A 16,791-nucleotide genomic window follows, 5' to 3' on the forward strand; every position below is an offset into this window, starting at 1 on the left:
TTCCTTTTCCCCGCCCCGCCGCAGCCGGGCGGGGTTTTTTTAGCCCCTGATATGGAGTCTCGATGCCGACCAGACGATTTTTCCTGCTCGCGCTGGTCATGTTCGGCACCGCATGCGGCGACGCGCCGCACCGGCTCGGCGCCAGTGAACGGCGCGCCGCCATCGCCGCCCTGGCCACGCAAATCGAAACGCACTACATCGATGCGGCCGCGGCGCGGCGCATCGGCGCCCTGCTGCGCGCGCGCGAACGGGCCGGCGATTATCACGCCATTCGTGACGACGCCGCTCTGGCACAGCGATTGTCCAGCGACCTGCTGCAGGCCTCACACGATGCCCACCTGCGCGTCACGCCGCTCACCGCCCTGCCGTGGTGGCGCCGGTTGCGCGACCACGCCGGCGTCGACAGCTACACCAAAATCGCCGCCGATATCGGCTACATCGACGTAACCAGCTTCATCGCGCCAGACCGCTCGGCCAAACGCTATGCCAAGGCGTTCGGCAAACTGGCCGACAGCAAGACCATCATCATCGACCTGCGCAACAACGAAGGCGGCGACGCCGACGGTTTGCAGCTGCTCGCCAGCTATGTCGTCGACCGCCCGATTCACTATGCCAACCTGGCCCGCCGCGACGGCAGCACGGAGGCGCGCTGGGCGTTTCCGCAACTGGCGGCGCAGCCCTACCTGGAACAGCTGACTATCCTGATCGGCCCGCGCACCAGCATGGAAGCGGAGAATTTCGCGTTTGCCATGCAGGCCTGGAAGCGCGCCGCCGTGGTCGGCAGCCGCAGCGCGGGGCTGGCCAGCGCGAGCCGCGCCTACCCAATCGTGGACTATCTGGCCGTGCACATTCCCGATGCGCGCGTGACCCTGCCATTGACACGCACCGGCTGGCCGGGCGGCGTGGTGCCGGACCTTGTCACCCGCAGCGACGCTTTGCGCGAAGCCAAGCGCCACATATTGCAGGACCGCCTGGCCCACGTCACCACGCCGATGGGGCGCTCGGCGCTGCTCGCGATGTTAAAAGAACTTTAAGAAGGATCGCCATGCCCACCCCACGAATTTTGCCTGCCATCGCGGCGCTCTTTCTGCTCGTTGCGCTGGCATGGCTGGCCCTCAGTCCCACGCTGGCGCCGCCCGCGCCCGCAACTGCGCCGGCCACCAGCTTCTCGGCCGCGCGCGCCATGCGCCACGTCGTTGTGCTGGCCGAGGCACCGCGCCCGCTGGCCAGCGACGCCAACGCGCAGGCACGTGCCTACCTGGTGGCGCAACTGCGCGCGCTCGGCCTCGATCCGCAGGTGCAAAGCGCGACCGTGCAGCACAACGAGACCGACCAGCTGGCCAATGTTCACGTCACGCTGGCGGTGGTGCACAACGTCGTCGTGCGCAAACCAGGCACCACGCCGGGCCGGCCGGCGCTGCTGCTGGCGACGCATTACGACAGCCTGGCCACGTCCGCCGGCGCGGCCCATGGCGGGGCCTCCACCGCAGCGCTGGTCGAGACGCTGCGCGCACTGCAGGCGGCGCCCGCGCTGGCGCAGGACCTCATCGTGCTGTTCGCCGACGCGCAGGCGCAGCACGGCATGGGCGCGCAGGGGTTCGTCGAACAGCATCCGTGGGCGAAACAGGTCGGCATGGTGCTCAAGTTCGACAACGCCGGCAACCGCGGCCCGCTGGTGTTATACGACAGCGCCGGCGCCGACGGCGCCGCCATCGACGGCTGGGCCGCGCACGCGCCGCGTGCGCGTGGTTCGTCCCTGATGCGCGCCGTGTATCCCTTGATGCCGCACGCCGTGCCGGTGGGGCCGCTGGCGAACTTGCGCGTGCCGCTGCTACAGTTTGCCAATGTCGAGGGCTACACCGGCCCGCGTGGCAGCGGCGACACGGCCGAGCGGCTCGATCGCGCCATGTTGCAGCACGAAGGCGACACCATGCTGGCCCTGGCACGCCACTTCGCCGGCAGCGGATTCCAGAACGGCGTTGCCGGCCAGGTCTATTTCACGCTGCCACACGTCGGCGTGGTGCATTACTCGGACAGTGCCGTCTGGCCGTTCACACGGCTGGCCTGCCTGCTGCTGTTCGGCGTGGCGTGCCTGGGTATCCAGCGCAGCGGCGTCGACGCCATCGCGCTGCTCAAGGGCGTGTTCGGCTACGCGCTCATCTCGGCCGTCATGGCCGCCGCCGCGTGGGTCGCGTGGCAAATGCTGCCGACCCACGACGGCTATGAGCCGCTTTGGCAAGGCATCAGCGAGCGCGATGGCTGGTACCAGCTGGCCTGCACCGCGTTTTGCAGCGCCGCCTTCATTGCCATGCAACGGCGCCTGCAACGCCGCATCGGGGCAACCGCGGCCGCCCTCGGCGCTCTGGTTTGCATGGCGCTCGGCCTGCTCGTTTTGAGTGCCTGGCTGCCGGGCGCCAGCTACGCATTGGTGTGGCCGATGTTTGCGATATTGAGCGCGCTCGGCGCCTTGTACTGGCGCCGCGTGCAGGCGGGCGGCGTATGGATCCTGCTCGCCGGCGCGGCGCCTGCCGTCTTCCTGCTCACGCCTGCCATCCGCGAAGCCTTCTGCGTCATGTCGCTGTCGCGCATGAACCTGCCGCTGCTGCTGCTCGCGCTACTCCTCGGTGGCGCCATCATGCTGCTGGCGGCGGTGGCGCGGCGCTACGTGGTGCGCACCCTGGCGCTGGCCTCCCTGGCCTGCATGGCGGTGGCCAGCAGCGCGACACCGTTTCGAAGTGCGCTGCCGGAACCGAACCCGCTGGTGTATTACAAGGACCAGGTGACGTGGCGCGCGTACTGGCTGATGCACCCAAAACAGCTGGACGCCTGGACGCGCCAGGTGTTCGCCAACGCCAGCGGGCCGCATGTGTTCACCGAAGTGTTCGGCCATGGCAGCCACCCGCTGTGGTACGCGCCGGCGCCGAAGACGGCCCTCGCCTTTCCGCAGATCGCCGTGCTGAAGGACGACGGCGAGGTCCATCGCCATGTTGAGTTCACCATGCATTCGCAGAACCGTGCGCCGAATATCGAGCTGTGGATCGAGCGCGGCAAGCCGGTGCGCACCAGCGTCAACGGGCGCCTGCTGACGGGTCATAAAAGCCGCAACTGGGCGCTGTCGCTGTATGGCATGCAGGATCAGCCCTTGCATTTCGCGATCGACATGGAAGGGGGCAGCGAGAATTTTTATGTGCGCGTACAGGAGAAAATTCCCGGTCTGCCCGAACAGGATTTACCGCCGCGCCCACCCTCGCTCAAGCCCGTATTGACGCCGCTGACCGGCCTGACCATCGCGTCGGACACGCTGCTATTCAGATAGGCGATGGCCTACAATACGGAGCGTTTATTCGATCAACTCTCCGTAGCAGGTCTCCATGAAAATGAAGTTCACTATCGTCGCCGCCAGCCTGGCGCTTGCGTTTTCGGCTTCCGCCGCTTTTGCCGCGAATGCGGTCGTACCCCCGGTCGTCCACGAAGCGCCGCTGCGCGGGCATCTTTCCTTCCTGTCGTCGGACCTGATGGAAGGCCGGGGCACCGGCCAGCGCGGCGGCGACCTGACGGTCGCCTATCTCGAAGCGCAGGCGCTGGCTGCCGGGCTGCAGCCCGCCAACGGCACCAGCTTTCGTCAGCTGGTGAAAATCGCGGGCGTCAAGGCATCTCCAGCGGACAGCAGCGTGGTGCTGGAAGCCGGTGGCGCCGCCCTTTCCGCCACCTACGGCAAAGACTGGGTATGGGGCCCCGGCGATGCGCAGGCGAACCACACCTTCGAAGCGCCGCTGGTCTTCGTCGGCTACGGCATCGTCGCGCCGGAAGAAGGCGGCTGGGACGACTACAAGGGCGTCGACATGAAAGGCAAAGTGCTGGTCATGCTGGTCAACGACCCGCAGCCAACCGCCGCCGAACCGAATCGCTTCAACGGCAAAGGCCTGACCTACTACGGTCGCTGGACCTACAAATTCGAACAAGCCGCACGCGTTGGCGCTGCCGGCGTGCTGCTGATTCACACCGATGCGTCGGCCTCGTACGGCTGGAGCGTGGTCCAGAACAGCTGGATGGCCGAGCGTTTTCAATTGGCTGACGCGGATCTCGGCACCGGCATGCAAGGCTGGATGAACGATGCCACCGCGCGCGCTTTGTTCAAAGCCGGAGGCCAGGACCTGGACCAACTGCGCGCCGCCGCCGAAGACAAGGCCTTCAAGCCGGTCGTGCTGAACGCCAAAGTCAAAGGCGAAGCGCGCGCCGTGGTACGCCCGGTCGACCAGTTCAACGTGGCAGGTATCGTGCCGGGCCTTGACCCCAAACTGAAAAGCGAAGTGGTGATCTACAGCGCGCACTGGGACCACCTCGGCAAGCAGGGCACCAGCGGCGACACCATCTACAACGGCGCGGTCGACAACGGGTCGGGCACCGCCGCCTTGCTGGCGATGGCGCAGGAAGCGGTCAAGGCGCCTGCCAAACGCAGCCAGATGTTCCTGTGGGTGGCCGCCGAAGAACAGGGCCTGCTGGGCAGCGCGGCATATGCAGCGAAACCACTGTGGCCGGCCGCCAAAACCGCGGCCGCGCTGAACCTCGACAGCCTGAACTTCGTCGGCCCGACGCACGACATCAGCACCCCCGGCAGCGAGCGTACCGAGCTCGGTGCGATGGCCGTGGCCACGGCCAAGGCAATGGGCATGCGCATTGCCGATGCCCGGCCGGACCTGTCGGGCGGCTACTTCCGCAGCGACCATTTCAGCTTCGCCAAGGCAGGCATTCCGGCGTTTTCGATTGGTGGCGGGCGTGACTGGCTAGCCGACAAGGCGGCGTCCGATGCGAAGCAGAAGACCTATTCGCCGAAGTATCACCAGGTGACCGATGAATTCGATCCGACCTGGAACTTCGCAGGCATGGTGCAGCAGGCGCAGTTCACGCTGAACCTGGGGCAGCGGGTGGCGAATGCAGCGGCGATGCCGAAGTGGAAAGCAGGCGAGCCGCTGGGGAAGGTCCGGGAAGAGAAGCAGTAAGACTGCGCGTCAAGCGCGAGTTAATCGAAAACCCGGGCGCAGGCGGGATACCATATCCCTTGAGTAGCATTGCAAGCGTCGGCGTCCTGAAGACGTGCTATGGGTCCCGGCCTTCGCCGGGATGACGTTCATTTTTGGTGTGGAAGATATTAGCGAAACGATTTCTGCTTTTATCTACCGCATTGACTACTGAATCACCCCACAGGCCATTCGCGCCCCGCCACCACCGAGTGGCGCCGGCTGGTCCGAGTGGTTATCGCCACCCATGTGCACCATCAGCGCGCGGCCTTTGACGTCGGCGAATTTCAGCCGCGGCGCCAGCACCGGATTCATTGCATTGCCACTGGCATCGACCACCAGCCCCGGCAAATCACCCATGTGCCCGTCGCCCCATGGCAGCCCGTGCTTCTTGGTGTTGGCCGGATCGTAGTGACCGCCTGCCGCCAGACCAGGGACGGTCTTGCCGTCCTGCGGACCCGGGGCGCAACTGCCCTTGTCGTGCACGTGGAAGCCGTGCAAGCCTGGCGGCAAGCCAGTCAACTCTGGCGTGAACACCAGGCCGTATTTCGTCTCTGTGATGGTCACCGTACCGACCGCTTTGCCGTTGCCGGCTTCGGTGAGCAGGTTCAAGGTCGCGCTTCCTTCGGCGGCCATGGCGTTGCCGCCGATGCAGGCTGCGGCTAGCAGGGCTGCGTTCATCCATTGTTTTTTCATGAGCTTCCTCCGTGCGAGTGTGGATCGGAATGGTGTTCTGCCCGATCCATTCTAGCGCAGCAGGCGCGCACGATTGATTCGCGCCGCGCTGGTCAGCCGGCTGCGTTGTCCAGCGCGACGGTTCCCGCCTGCACCTGTTTCGCCGCAGCGTTCGTATCTGCCTCCACACGCAGGGCTGCATCCTCATTGCCCTGTTCGCGGTACAACGTGGCCAGCAGCGCGGCAGTCTGCGCGGTGTCAGGGTGGCCAGGGCGCGTGCGCAGCCGTACCGCCAGTGCATGCTTCAACCGTTGTTCGGCCCGTGCATGCTTGCCCTGTTTGTAGTCGCTGCGGCCCTGTTCGTATTCGATGACCGCCACCTCCGAGTGCTCCATGCCGCTGGCCGCCTCGATGATCGGTCGGGCCCGCGCCAGCGCGGCGTCGGCCGCGCCATAGCGGCCCGTGGCGATGTACAGTTTGCCGAGATTGGTCAGACTGATGGCGACATCGTAGTGGTCCTTGCCCAGCACTTCCTCGCGCATTGCCAGACCGGCCAGCAGCATGGTTTCCGACTCCGCGAACTTGCCGGCGCCCGTCAACACGGCACCCAGACCGTTCAACGACGAGGCCAGCTGGTGGCTGGGAGATTTTTCGTTCGCCTGTGACAGTGCCAGCACGCGCCTTTGTACCAGCTCCGCCTCCGCATACTGTCCCAGCGCCAGATCGTTGTAGGCCAGGTTATTGAGCGGCGTGCTTAGCGAGGGGTGGGTCTTGCCGACTGTCGCTTCGAGAACGCTTAAGCGCGCCTCGAACAACGGCTGGGCAGCCCGGTAGTTGCCTGCCATGTACATCGTTTGCGCCAGTTGTGCGCGGGCGCGCGCGGTCTGGGTAGCGTTGACGCCGAAGATCGCCTCGTAGATCTCGAGTTTGCGGTGCCGGTATGCTTGCGCGTCAGCCAGCCGGTCGCGCGCTGACAGAACATCGGCCAGGTTGCCATATGCGTCGGCCACGCCGGCATCGTGCTCGCCTTTTGCCTGCCGGCGCAACTTCAGCGCCCTCGCATATAACTGCCACGCTTCGTCGTAACGGTCCTGCTGGCTGACTAGGTCACCCAGCTTCTCCAGGCCCGCTGCCAGCTCGTCGGGCGGTACATTTGGCAAACGCTCCAGCAGCGCCAGATGGGCGCGCAAGTGCGTGCCGGCCTGCTCCAGATGCTGACGGCGGTAATAGGCGGTTCCAAGTCCGGCCAGCGCTTCGGCAAATGCGCGCGAGTTACGCGCGGCGGCCGGCGCAGGCGCGGTCAATGCCCGACTGGCCACAATGGCAGCATCGCCATCTTCGCGGCGCTGCAGCAGCAGCACGGCCAGTTTCAGCATCTGCACCGTCTCGCCAGCGGCCACCGCCTTGTCAATGGCTGCCTCCGCGGCGGCGCGCGCCGCCGGCATGCCAAGGCCAGCCAGCTGCATCGCCAGCAAGGCAACCGTCGCATCGGCCTCGCCTGCCTCGGACGCGCGTTGGTACTGGCGGGCTGCGCCGGCCAAGTCGCGCGGAACGCCTTCGCCGTCTTCCATGCAGACACCCAGCAAGTAGATGGACCGTGCATGACCGAGTGCAGCGGCGCGTGCGAACAGTGCCGCCGCGGCAGGCTTGTCGATCGGCCGATCCTGGCCGTACATGGCCTGTAGACCCAGGAGGAACATGGCTCGCCGGTCGCCCCGCTCCAGGCCTTTTTCCAGCCAGCGGCGCGCCTCTGCAAAGTCCTGGTGAACGCCACGGCCGGCGATGTACCAGCGCGCCAGCGCGAACATGGAATCCAGATGTTCCTCGGCCGCGCCGACGCGGTACAGCTGCACGGCGCGGTTTTCATCGGGGTCGCCACCTTCGCCGTCGGCGAGCATCCCGGCCAGCTCGAGGCGCGCGTCGGCGTCACCGGATTGCGCCGACCGGGCAAACCAGGCGCGCGCGCCTACAGGATCCGGCGCCGCGCCCGTCCCCTCGCGCAGCGCCACGGCCAGGTAGTACATGCCGATAGCGTTATCGAGATCAGCCGACTGGCGCAACAGGTTCATCCCCCTGACGGGATCGGCCGGTGCAATACCGCCTGGCAGGTATTGGCGGCCCAGATGCCACATGCCGTCGCTGTTACCTTGCTGCGCGGCGCGTGTGAACCAGTCCAGCGCGACGGCGGGCTTGCCGTCCGCTGCGGCGACTTCTCCCGCGTTGACCTGGGCATCGGCGTCATGCAGTTTCAAGGCCCTTGCCATGAGCGCATCGGACCACGGCAGGTTGCGCTCCACGCCGCGTCCGTGGCGGTAGCACAACGCCAGACCGTACATGCCGGCGGCGCTGCCTTGTTCGGATGCGCTGAAGAACAGGCGCGCCGCCGTGGCGTCGTCCCTGGGGCCACCCTGGCCCAGATAGGCGCGCCATCCCGCCGCGACGACGGCGGCCGTTTCTCGATCAGCACGCGCGCGCTGATCGGGCAAGGTGGCGTGGGCGGAGGTGGCGATGCCGGCCAGCAGCGGCACCACGACCAGCAACTGGCGCAGGAAGATGATCGTGGCGAGTGGGCGTATCAATGCGGGCTCCTGGCAGGTCGGATCGGCCAGCAATATTACTTGGTCTTGCCCACATCCAGGAACGGAATCGGCGCCCCGGCATAGATATTTTCCGGCAGCTTGCCGTCCCAGCGCTCGGCCTTCACTTTTTCCACTTCGATGCGGCGCAATTCAAGGACGTCGTTGTGCTGCGCCAGCGCGGCATTCTGAATCTTCAGCGACTCGGCCTGCGCGGTCGCCACTTTCAGGTTGGCGCAGGCTTCGCCGTCTGCCGTTGCGCGCAGTGTGCATGATGGAAGTGCCTTGCTCACATGCGCTCATTGGTTTTCTGTTGATTGATGTTTCCAAATAACAACAAGACAGCACGGGGCCCATCGCCCGGATACAGATCCTTTTCGGTATTCCCCATGGGCGATTAGCGGAGAGTGCGGCGCAATCCGCGCTACCGCGAGTAGCATCTTGCGATACTTGCTCATCTCGCTTGTTGGCGTCAGGTGAAACGCCGATCATGCATATGCCAACCCGGCATTCCTCCGAAAGCACGACCATGAAAACGATGTTTCCCGCCTTGCTGTTCTGCATGGCCTGCGGCCTGATGCCACAAGCCCAGGCCAGCGGTGACCAAGGGTCCGCCGCCCTGTCGAACGCGTCGAGCCAGATGGTGCAGGGTTCTGCGACGGTGGTCTACGGTTCGCTGTCGCCAGTGGCGGCGTCCGGCACGATCATCGTCGAGAGTGTGCAGGTGGTGGGCGACGCCAGCATGGTCGTGCTGGCCGGCGCGTCGAATGCGGCCAGCGCCACGCTGCGCCTGTCCGGCAAGGCAATCGAAGGCGCGTCGCTGGTCGCGGGTGCGTCGGTCGTCGTGATGGCGGTGTCGACCGGCTACGTGCTGGTCGCGGCAGGCCAGGTGATTGCCTTCGTGCCGAACGAGATCGGCCGCAGTCTGTTACATCACTCGCGCGTGGGAGGGTGATCGTGCGCCCTCTCCTCGCCGTTTTCGTGCTGGCCGCCAGCCTTGTCGGCGGAGCCGCCCACGCGGGCAATGCCTGTGCAGAGACGAAGCCACAGGCCCGCGATTTCATCGACGGCATGGCGCTGGCGCAGCGCACCCGCGCCGCGCTGGAGCAAACCGATGCGCAGGTCGTCCTCATCGCACGCGCCGGCCAGGATTTGTCGAAGTACGGCATGCGCTATTCGCACATGGCGTTCGCCTGGCGCGACCATCCGAAGGGACGCTGGTTCGTCGTGCATGAACTGAACGAGTGCGGCACAGCGGCGTCAACCCTGTACAACGAAGGCCTCGGTAACTTCTTCCTGGGAGGGATGTTTTCGTACGAAGCGCGCATCGTGGTGCCGAGTCCGGCCGTTCAGCAGCGCCTGGCGGCCATGCTGGCCTCGAACACGCCGCTGCGCATGCACTCGCCGCGCTACAACATGCTGGCCTATCCGTTTGCGACGACATACCAGAACTCGAACCAGTGGCTGCTTGAGAGCTGGGCGGCGGCGATGTCGGAGTTTCCCATTGCCGACCGCACCCAAGCGCAGGCCTGGTTGAAGCTGGCAAATTATCAGCCGATCACGCTGCGGATACCGACCATGACGCGTTTGGGCGGCCGCATGTTCCGCGCCAATATCGCCTTCGACGACCAGCCCTTCGACCGGCGCATGGCCGGACAGATCGATGCGGTAACGGTGGAGTCGGTGGTGCGCTTCGTGCACCAGGTCGACCACGGGTCGAGTGACATCGATATTAAATAAACAGTATAAAAAAAGGACCGCGAACGGTCCTTTTTATTTTTACTGCCTGTCGATTTACAGGTCCATCAGCACGCCGACACCAATCGATTTGCGCGAGTAGTTGTAGTCGATCAGGCTCTGGCCGTAGCCGCCGAAGGCGTGGATGTAGCCCTTCAGGTTGGTCGCCACCGGGAAAGCCCAACCGACCTGCACGGCGCCCTTGCTGGTGCTGAAGTTGCGGCGGACCATTGCCGAGAATTCATTTCCAGCGTTGTTGTACGTGACGCGCAGGTCGCCATGGCCCATGAAATCGGTGATATCGATGTTGTCGTTATCCGACTTGGCGTTGTCCAGGCGTTTCCAGACGCGCATGGTGGCGCCGAATTTGCCGGCGTCGCCGCCAAACTCTGCATACATCCGGTTCCAGCTGCGCGACAAGGCGCCGCTCTGGCCGTTCGACGCGTGAACCGCGCCAAGGCTGGCATAACGCAAGGTGGCAGGGCCAGCCGACTTATTGATCGGCACAACCAGCATCATTTCGGGCATGTAGTTGGTGTCGCGGAACGGGCTGGAGTCAGCGCGGTTGTACGCCTGCCAGAAGCTCTGCTGCGTGTAGGCAGCCCACAAGTCGATCGGCGTGTCGCCGATGCCTTCCAGCAGCTTGGTCTTGAAGCTGAGCTGGTAGGCCAGTTCAATCCGCTTCGACTTCAGACCGGTCGGCTGGACGTCGGCAAATGGCTGGTCGTTGGTCGTCGTGCTGAAGTTGGCGATCAACAAATAGCTGTCGCGGTAAGGGCGGAAGTTGTAGCGACCGCGGCGTGCCGACGGCACCAGTTCCCAGTCCTGCTCCATGCGCGAAATCGGTGTTTCAGGCGGCTTGTTAGCCAGCTCGACGGTTTTTTCGACGGCGGTTTGCGGTGCGGCAGTCGGGCTGGTTTTTGCCGAGGTAGCGAGCACCGGCGTGCCAGGTGGCGCGACATCGGCGACAGGTGTGGCGGCGTCCTTGGCAATGGCGTCAAAACAACCCAGACGGGCACTGACATCGCCCAGTACCGAGCAGCGCAGCAGCGCCTGTTCGAGGTCGCCGGCGTAGACGGGGGCCGCGGACAACAGGAGCGCGGAGAGGGAGATGCGTTTGATAAGGGTCATTTTGAACTGCGTTACGTTGTGGAATCGCAAGAGTATAGCGAATCTTGCGATTTACTTGCGCGCGTTATTGTATTTCGTCACCTGATCCATGCAGGCTGCGTCGCGTTGCCTATTTGGCGGCCAGACCTTTGAGCAAGGCCGCATGGAATGCGTCCGGATCCTGCATTTGCGGCGCGTGGCCCAGGTCGGGAAATTCCACCAGGGTGGCGCCTGGAATGGCACGCGCGGCGCGTTTGCCCAGCTCGGCATATTTGCCCAGCGTCGGCCGGATTGCCTCTGGCGCGGCGTCTTTGCCGATTGCCGTGGTGTCCTTCAGGCCGATCAGCAGCAGGGTCGGCACCTTCAATTGTGGGAATTCATAGACCACCGGCTGCGTGTAGATCATGTCATATAGCAGCGCCGAGTTCCACGCGACGACATTCTTGCCGGGGCCGCGATTCAGGCCGGCCAGCATCTGCACCCACTGTTCATATTCCGGCTTCCACTTGTTCCCGTAATAGGTCGATTTTTCATAGGCGCGGATTTTGTCTGCCGTCTGCGCCAGTTCGCGCGCGTACCACTTGTCGACGCCGAGCGACGGCACGCCAAGCGCTTTCCAGTCTTCCAGGCCGATCGGGTTGACCAGGGCCAGCTGCTCCGTTTGCTGCTGGAACATCAAGGCGTAGCGCACGGCCAGCATGCCGCCGGTGGAGTGCCCGACGAAGGTGGCGCGCTCGATGTCGATGGATTCGAGCAGAGCGTGGGTGTTTTCCGCCAGCTGCTGGAAGGTGTACTGGTAGTGCGCGGGTTTGCTCGATTTGCAGAAGCCGATCTGATCAAGAGCGATGACGCGGTAGCCGGCGCCGGTCATTACCTTGATGGTGGCGTCCCAGGTGGCGCCGCAAAAGTTTTTGCCGTGCAGGAGGACGGCAGTGCGGCCGTTGGCGGCGCCGGTCGGCAGCACGTCCATATAGGCCATGTGCAGGGCAGTGCCCTGCGAGGTGAACTGGAATTGCTTGACGGGGTAAGGGTACGTAAAACGTTCGAGTTCAGGGCCGTATGACGACTCGTCGGCGGGATGGGCCGTGATGGCAATGGTGCTGAGAATGGCGGCGGCGAACAGGCTTGTACGGTTCATGAGGGCTCCAGTTTGCTGATCCGCTCACTTTAAACGATGCACTACGGGCGCACCGTTGAACAACAAATGGCAGAGCTAGCGGTGCCTGCCTCCATCTTCACCACGCGACGGTGATATGGGCCCCAGCCTGCGCCGGGGTGACGGTCTCGAAGCAAGCTTGCTCATTACTTGAGCGGAGCGTTACCAACCGCACATCCATAAAAAACGGCACCCGAAGGTGCCGTTTTTTGTTCAGTCCAACAACGATTACTCGCCGTCTTCCTGATGGGTTGCTGCCTGCGCCTGGTCTTCCATGGCTTGCAGTTCGGAAGCCATGTTGGCCTTCTCTTGCTGCAGCAGGGCTGCACGCTCTTCGGCTTCCCAGACTTCTTTTTCCTTCTTGGCGCGGTGGAACGCGAGACCGGTACCGCCAGGAATCAGGCGGCCGACGATGACGTTTTCCTTCAGGCCGCGCAGACCGTCGCGCTTGCCCATGATTGCTGCCTCGGTGAGGACGCGGGTGGTTTCCTGGAACGATGCGGCCGAGATGAACGAATCGGTCGACAGCGATGCCTTGGTAATACCCAGCAACACGTTTTCGTAGGTTGCAGGAATCTTGCCGGCCGCATTGACGCGGTCGTTTTCATCCAGCAACTCGGAACGCTCGACCTGTTCGCCGACGATGTAGTTCGCATCGCCTGCTTCCACGATCTGCACGCGGCGCAGCATCTGACGCACGATCACTTCGATGTGCTTGTCGTTGATCTTCACGCCTTGCAAACGGTACACGTCCTGCACTTCGTCGACGATGTAACGGGCCAGCGCTTCGATACCCAGCAAACGCAGGATGTCCTGTGGATCGGCCGGGCCGTCCACAATCATCTCGCCCTTGTTCACGACTTGACCATCGTGGACCAGCACTTGCTTGTCCTTGGTGATCAGGAACTCGTGCTTGGCACCGTCCATGTCCGTGATTTCCAGACGCTGCTTGCCTTTGGTTTCTTTACCAAACGCAACCGTACCCGTGACTTCTGCCAGCATACCGGCGTCTTTCGGCGAACGCGCTTCAAACAGCTCGGCAACACGCGGCAGACCACCGGTGATGTCGCGCGTTTTCTGCGATTCGGTCGGGATACGTGCCAGCACTTCGCCGACCGATACCGATTGGCCATCTTTGACCATGATCAGCGCGCCGACCTGGAAGCCAATTGCCACACTGTGTTCCGTGCCGGCGATTTTGACTTCTTCGTTCTGGTCGTTGATCAGTTTCACTTGCGGACGCAAGGTCTTGGTCAGCGAACCGCGACGTTTTGCATCGATCGCAACCAGGGTCGACAGGCCAGTGACTTCGTCGACCTGGCGAGCAACGGTAACGCCCTCTTCCACGTTTTCGAAACGCACCATACCGGCGTACTCGGTAATGATCGGACGGGTCAATGGATCCCATGTTGCCAGAGCCGTACCGGCCTTGACGATCATGCCATCCTTGACTGCCAGCGTCGCGCCGTACGGCACTTTATGACGCTCGCGCTCACGACCATGGTCGTCCGTGATCAGCACTTCACCGGAACGCGAAATCGCGATCTGGGAACCTTTGCCGTTGGTCACGTAACGCATGGTGGCGGTGAAACGGATGGTACCGTTCGACTTCGCTTCCACCGACGACGCCACTGCTGCACGCGATGCCGCACCACCAATGTGGAACGTACGCATGGTCAACTGGGTACCTGGCTCACCAATCGACTGCGCTGCGACCACACCGACTGCTTCACCGGTGTTGACCAGCGAGCCGCGACCGAGGTCACGGCCGTAGCACAGTGCGCACAGGCCGAAGCGCGTGTCGCAGGTCAATGGCGTACGGACTTTGACTTCGTCAATGCCCATGCGCTCGATGTCTTCCACCATGTCTTCATCAAACAGGGTGTTGGCCGGGTACACAGTTTCCTGGGTTTCCGGATTGACGACGTCCTGACCAGCAACACGGCCGAGGATACGGTCGCGCAACGGCTCGATGACTTCACCACCTTCGACCATGGCCTTCATGTGGGTGCCGTTCGAGGTACCGCAATCGTCCTCGATGACCACCAGGTCTTGCGTCACGTCGACCAGACGACGGGTCAGGTAACCCGAGTTTGCCGTCTTCAGCGCCGTATCCGCCAGACCCTTACGGGCACCGTGGGTAGAGATGAAGTACTGCAACACGTTCAGGCCTTCGCGGAAGTTCGCCGTAATCGGCGTCTCGATAATCGAGCCATCCGGTTTCGCCATCAGACCACGCATACCAGCGAGCTGGCGAATCTGGGCTGCCGAACCACGCGCGCCCGAGTCGGCCATCATGTAAATCGCGTTGAACGATTCCTGGGTGCCTTGAGTGCCATCGCGACGGACCACGTCTTCGACTTTCAGCTGGTCCATCATGGCCTTGCCGACTTCATCGGACGTTTTGCCCCAGATGTCGACGACCTTGTTGTAACGCTCGCCAGCGGTGACCAGACCCGACGCGTACTGCTGCTCGATCTGTTTCACTTCGGCTTCGGCGGTGGCGATCAGCGTGACTTTTTGCGGTGGTACCAGCATGTCGTCAACGGCAATCGAGATACCGGCGCGCGTTGCCAGGCGGAAGCCCGACTGCATCAGCTTGTCGGCGAACACCACCGTGGCACGCAGACCGCACTTGCGGAACGACGTGTTGATCAGCTTGGAAATCTCTTTCTTCTTCAGGGCGCGGTTCAGCACGCTGAATGGCAGGCCTTTAGGCAAGATTTCCGACAGAATCGCACGGCCAACCGTGGTTTCGTAGCGCGTAACGGTGCGCTCGAACTCTTCGGTTTCGAGGTTTTTCGGGAATTCGACGATACGCACAGTGATGCGCGAGGTCAGTTCGACTTCCTTGTTGTCGTAGGCGCGGATGACTTCCGACACGTCAGGGAACAACATGCCTTCGTTCTTTGCATTGATCGCTTCGCGGGTCGCGTAGTACAAACCCAACACGATATCCTGGGAAGGAACGATCGACGGCTCGCCGTTCGACGGGAACAGGATGTTGTTCGACGCCAGCATCAGCGTACGCGCTTCCATCTGTGCTTCGATCGACAGCGGTACGTGCACAGCCATTTGGTCACCATCGAAGTCGGCGTTGAACGCCGCGCAGACGAGTGGGTGCAACTGGATGGCCTTGCCTTCAATCAGGACAGGTTCAAATGCTTGAATACCGAGCCTGTGCAGCGTAGGCGCACGGTTGAGCATGACCGGGTGTTCGCGAATCACGTCTTCCAGGATGTCCCAGACGACCGGCTCTTGAATCTCCACCAGCTTTTTAGCGGCCTTGATCGTGGTAGCCAAGCCCATCAGTTCCAGCTTGTTGAAAATGAATGGCTTGAACAGTTCCAAAGCCATCAGTTTCGGTAAGCCGCACTGGTGCAGTTTCAGCTGTGGACCGACCACGATGACCGAACGACCCGAGTAATCGACGCGCTTACCCAGCAAGTTCTGACGGAAACGGCCGCCTTTACCCTTGATCATTTCAGCCAGCGATTTCAGCGGACGCTTGTTGGCGCCGGTCATCGCTTTACCGCGACGGCCGTTGTCCAGCAGCGAATCGACCGCTTCTTGCAGCATGCGCTTTTCGTTACGCGTGATGATCTCCGGAGCACGCAGCTCCATCAAACGCTTCAGGCGGTTGTTACGGTTGATCACGCGGCGATACAGGTCGTTCAGGTCGGAGGTCGCAAAGCGGCCGCCGTCCAGTGGTACCAGCGGACGCAGTTCCGGCGGCAGCACTGGCAGTACTTCCATGATCATCCAGTCCGGCTTGATGCCCGAACGCTGGAATGCCTCGAGCACTTTAAGGCGCTTGGCGTATTTCTTGATCTTCGCTTCGGACTTCGACTCTTTCAGTTCCACGCGCAGGGCTTCAGCATCGCGGTGAATGTCGATCGAGCGCAGCAGCTCACGGATACCTTCGGCGCCCATGAATGCGGTGAAGTCGTCGCCGTACTCTTCGTACTTGGCGGCGTAGTCGTCTTCCGACATGATCTGGCTCTTTTTGAGCGGGGTCATGCCTGGGTCGGTCACCACGTATGCTTCGAAGTACAGCACGCGTTCGATGTCCCGCAGCGTCATGTCCAGGACCATGCCCAGACGCGACGGCAGCGATTTCAGGAACCAGATGTGCGCAGTAGGCGACGCCAGTTCGATGTGACCCATGCGCTCACGGCGCACTTTGGCCAGCGTGACTTCAACGCCGCACTTTTCGCAGATCACGCCGCGGTGTTTCAGGCGCTTGTATTTGCCGCACAGGCACTCGTAGTCCTTGATTGGGCCAAAAATCTTGGCGCAAAACAGGCCATCGCGTTCAGGCTTGAAGGTACGGTAGTTGATGGTTTCCGGCTTTTTTACTTCGCCGTAGGACCACGAACGGATTTTCTCGGGCGACGCGAGGCCAATCTTGATGGCGTCAAACGTCTCGTTGGTCTGTACTTGCTTGAATAGATCGAGCAGTGCTTTCATGTATCACTCCAGGTGATTAATACTTAAATACGTCATTCCGTCAGCATTA

The 16,791-nt window shown here is 62.9% G+C and carries 11 protein-coding genes; 5 read left to right on the forward strand and 6 right to left on the reverse strand.

Features of this window, described 5'->3' with window-relative positions; genetic code table 11:
* The first annotated feature begins 62 nt into the window (after positions 1-62).
* The 3 genes from V6M87_RS24060 to V6M87_RS24070 are packed head-to-tail and all read left to right on the forward strand — an operon-like array spanning position 63 to position 5,000.
* On the forward strand, positions 63-1,034 hold the full coding sequence (locus V6M87_RS24060) for a S41 family peptidase (RefSeq protein WP_332879211.1): 972 nt from the start codon (positions 63-65) through the stop codon (positions 1,032-1,034).
* Between the two features lie 11 nt (positions 1,035-1,045).
* Positions 1,046-3,316 (forward strand): M28 family peptidase, encoded by a 2,271-nt coding sequence (locus V6M87_RS24065; RefSeq protein ID WP_332879212.1) that lies wholly within the window; start codon positions 1,046-1,048, stop codon positions 3,314-3,316.
* A 55-nt stretch (positions 3,317-3,371) separates the two neighbouring features.
* On the forward strand, positions 3,372-5,000 hold the full coding sequence (locus V6M87_RS24070) for a M28 family peptidase (RefSeq protein WP_332879213.1): 1,629 nt from the start codon (positions 3,372-3,374) through the stop codon (positions 4,998-5,000).
* Positions 5,001-5,186: 186 nt separating this feature from the next.
* Here the strand turns inward: V6M87_RS24070 and sodC are convergent, their stop codons facing one another.
* The 3 genes from sodC to V6M87_RS24085 form a co-directional block, all read right to left on the reverse strand.
* Positions 5,187-5,714 (reverse strand): superoxide dismutase [Cu-Zn] SodC, encoded by a 528-nt coding sequence (gene sodC / locus V6M87_RS24075; RefSeq protein ID WP_332879214.1) that lies wholly within the window; start codon positions 5,712-5,714, stop codon positions 5,187-5,189.
* 92 nt (positions 5,715-5,806) lie between these two features.
* On the reverse strand, positions 5,807-8,272 hold the full coding sequence (locus V6M87_RS24080; RefSeq protein ID WP_332879215.1) for an SEL1-like repeat protein: 2,466 nt from the start codon (positions 8,270-8,272) through the stop codon (positions 5,807-5,809).
* Positions 8,273-8,307: 35 nt separating this feature from the next.
* Positions 8,308-8,562 (reverse strand): hypothetical protein, encoded by a 255-nt coding sequence (locus tag V6M87_RS24085; protein ID WP_332879216.1) that lies wholly within the window; start codon positions 8,560-8,562, stop codon positions 8,308-8,310.
* Between the two features lie 236 nt (positions 8,563-8,798).
* On the opposite strand from V6M87_RS24085, the gene V6M87_RS24090 reads away from it, so the two are divergent.
* Together V6M87_RS24090 and V6M87_RS24095 are read left to right on the forward strand one after the other, a co-directional pair.
* A complete protein-coding gene (locus V6M87_RS24090; protein ID WP_332879217.1) occupies positions 8,799-9,224 on the forward strand; it encodes a hypothetical protein in 426 nt (141 codons plus the stop codon).
* Between the two features lie 2 nt (positions 9,225-9,226).
* Positions 9,227-10,009 carry a DUF2145 domain-containing protein gene (locus V6M87_RS24095; protein ID WP_332879218.1) on the forward strand — a complete coding sequence of 261 codons (783 nt, stop codon included), beginning with the start codon at positions 9,227-9,229 and terminating at the stop codon, positions 10,007-10,009.
* Positions 10,010-10,063: 54 nt separating this feature from the next.
* Here V6M87_RS24095 and V6M87_RS24100 read toward each other — a convergent pair whose 3' ends face one another.
* From V6M87_RS24100 to rpoC, 3 genes are all read right to left on the reverse strand, one after another.
* Positions 10,064-11,137 (reverse strand): phospholipase A, encoded by a 1,074-nt coding sequence (locus V6M87_RS24100; protein WP_332879219.1) that lies wholly within the window; start codon positions 11,135-11,137, stop codon positions 10,064-10,066.
* A gap of 109 nt (positions 11,138-11,246) precedes the next feature.
* Positions 11,247-12,254, reverse strand: coding sequence for an alpha/beta fold hydrolase (locus tag V6M87_RS24105; RefSeq protein WP_332879220.1), 1,008 nt, complete (start codon positions 12,252-12,254; stop codon positions 11,247-11,249).
* 246 nt (positions 12,255-12,500) lie between these two features.
* Positions 12,501-16,742, reverse strand: coding sequence for a DNA-directed RNA polymerase subunit beta' (gene rpoC / locus V6M87_RS24110; protein ID WP_332879221.1), 4,242 nt, complete (start codon positions 16,740-16,742; stop codon positions 12,501-12,503).
* Positions 16,743-16,791: the final 49 nt, after the last annotated feature.

The organism is Massilia sp. S19_KUP03_FR1 (genome assembly GCF_036688685.1).
Classification (GTDB): Bacteria; Pseudomonadota; Gammaproteobacteria; order Burkholderiales; family Burkholderiaceae_D; genus JALYUM01.

What these genes read in the sequence shown, in the direction of transcription:
- V6M87_RS24100 (WP_332879219.1), bottom strand. Translation starts at nt 11,137, where the DNA reads ATGACCCTTATCAAACGCATCTCCCTCTCCGCGCTCCTGTTGTCCGCG.
- V6M87_RS24090 (WP_332879217.1), top strand. Translation starts at nt 8,799, where the DNA reads ATGAAAACGATGTTTCCCGCCTTGCTGTTCTGCATGGCCTGCGGCCTG.
- V6M87_RS24060 (WP_332879211.1), top strand. Translation starts at nt 63, where the DNA reads ATGCCGACCAGACGATTTTTCCTGCTCGCGCTGGTCATGTTCGGCACC.
- V6M87_RS24065 (WP_332879212.1), top strand. Translation starts at nt 1,046, where the DNA reads ATGCCCACCCCACGAATTTTGCCTGCCATCGCGGCGCTCTTTCTGCTC.
- V6M87_RS24105 (WP_332879220.1), bottom strand. Translation starts at nt 12,254, where the DNA reads ATGAACCGTACAAGCCTGTTCGCCGCCGCCATTCTCAGCACCATTGCC.
- rpoC (WP_332879221.1), bottom strand. Translation starts at nt 16,742, where the DNA reads ATGAAAGCACTGCTCGATCTATTCAAGCAAGTACAGACCAACGAGACG.
- V6M87_RS24070 (WP_332879213.1), top strand. Translation starts at nt 3,372, where the DNA reads ATGAAAATGAAGTTCACTATCGTCGCCGCCAGCCTGGCGCTTGCGTTT.
- sodC (WP_332879214.1), bottom strand. Translation starts at nt 5,714, where the DNA reads ATGAAAAAACAATGGATGAACGCAGCCCTGCTAGCCGCAGCCTGCATC.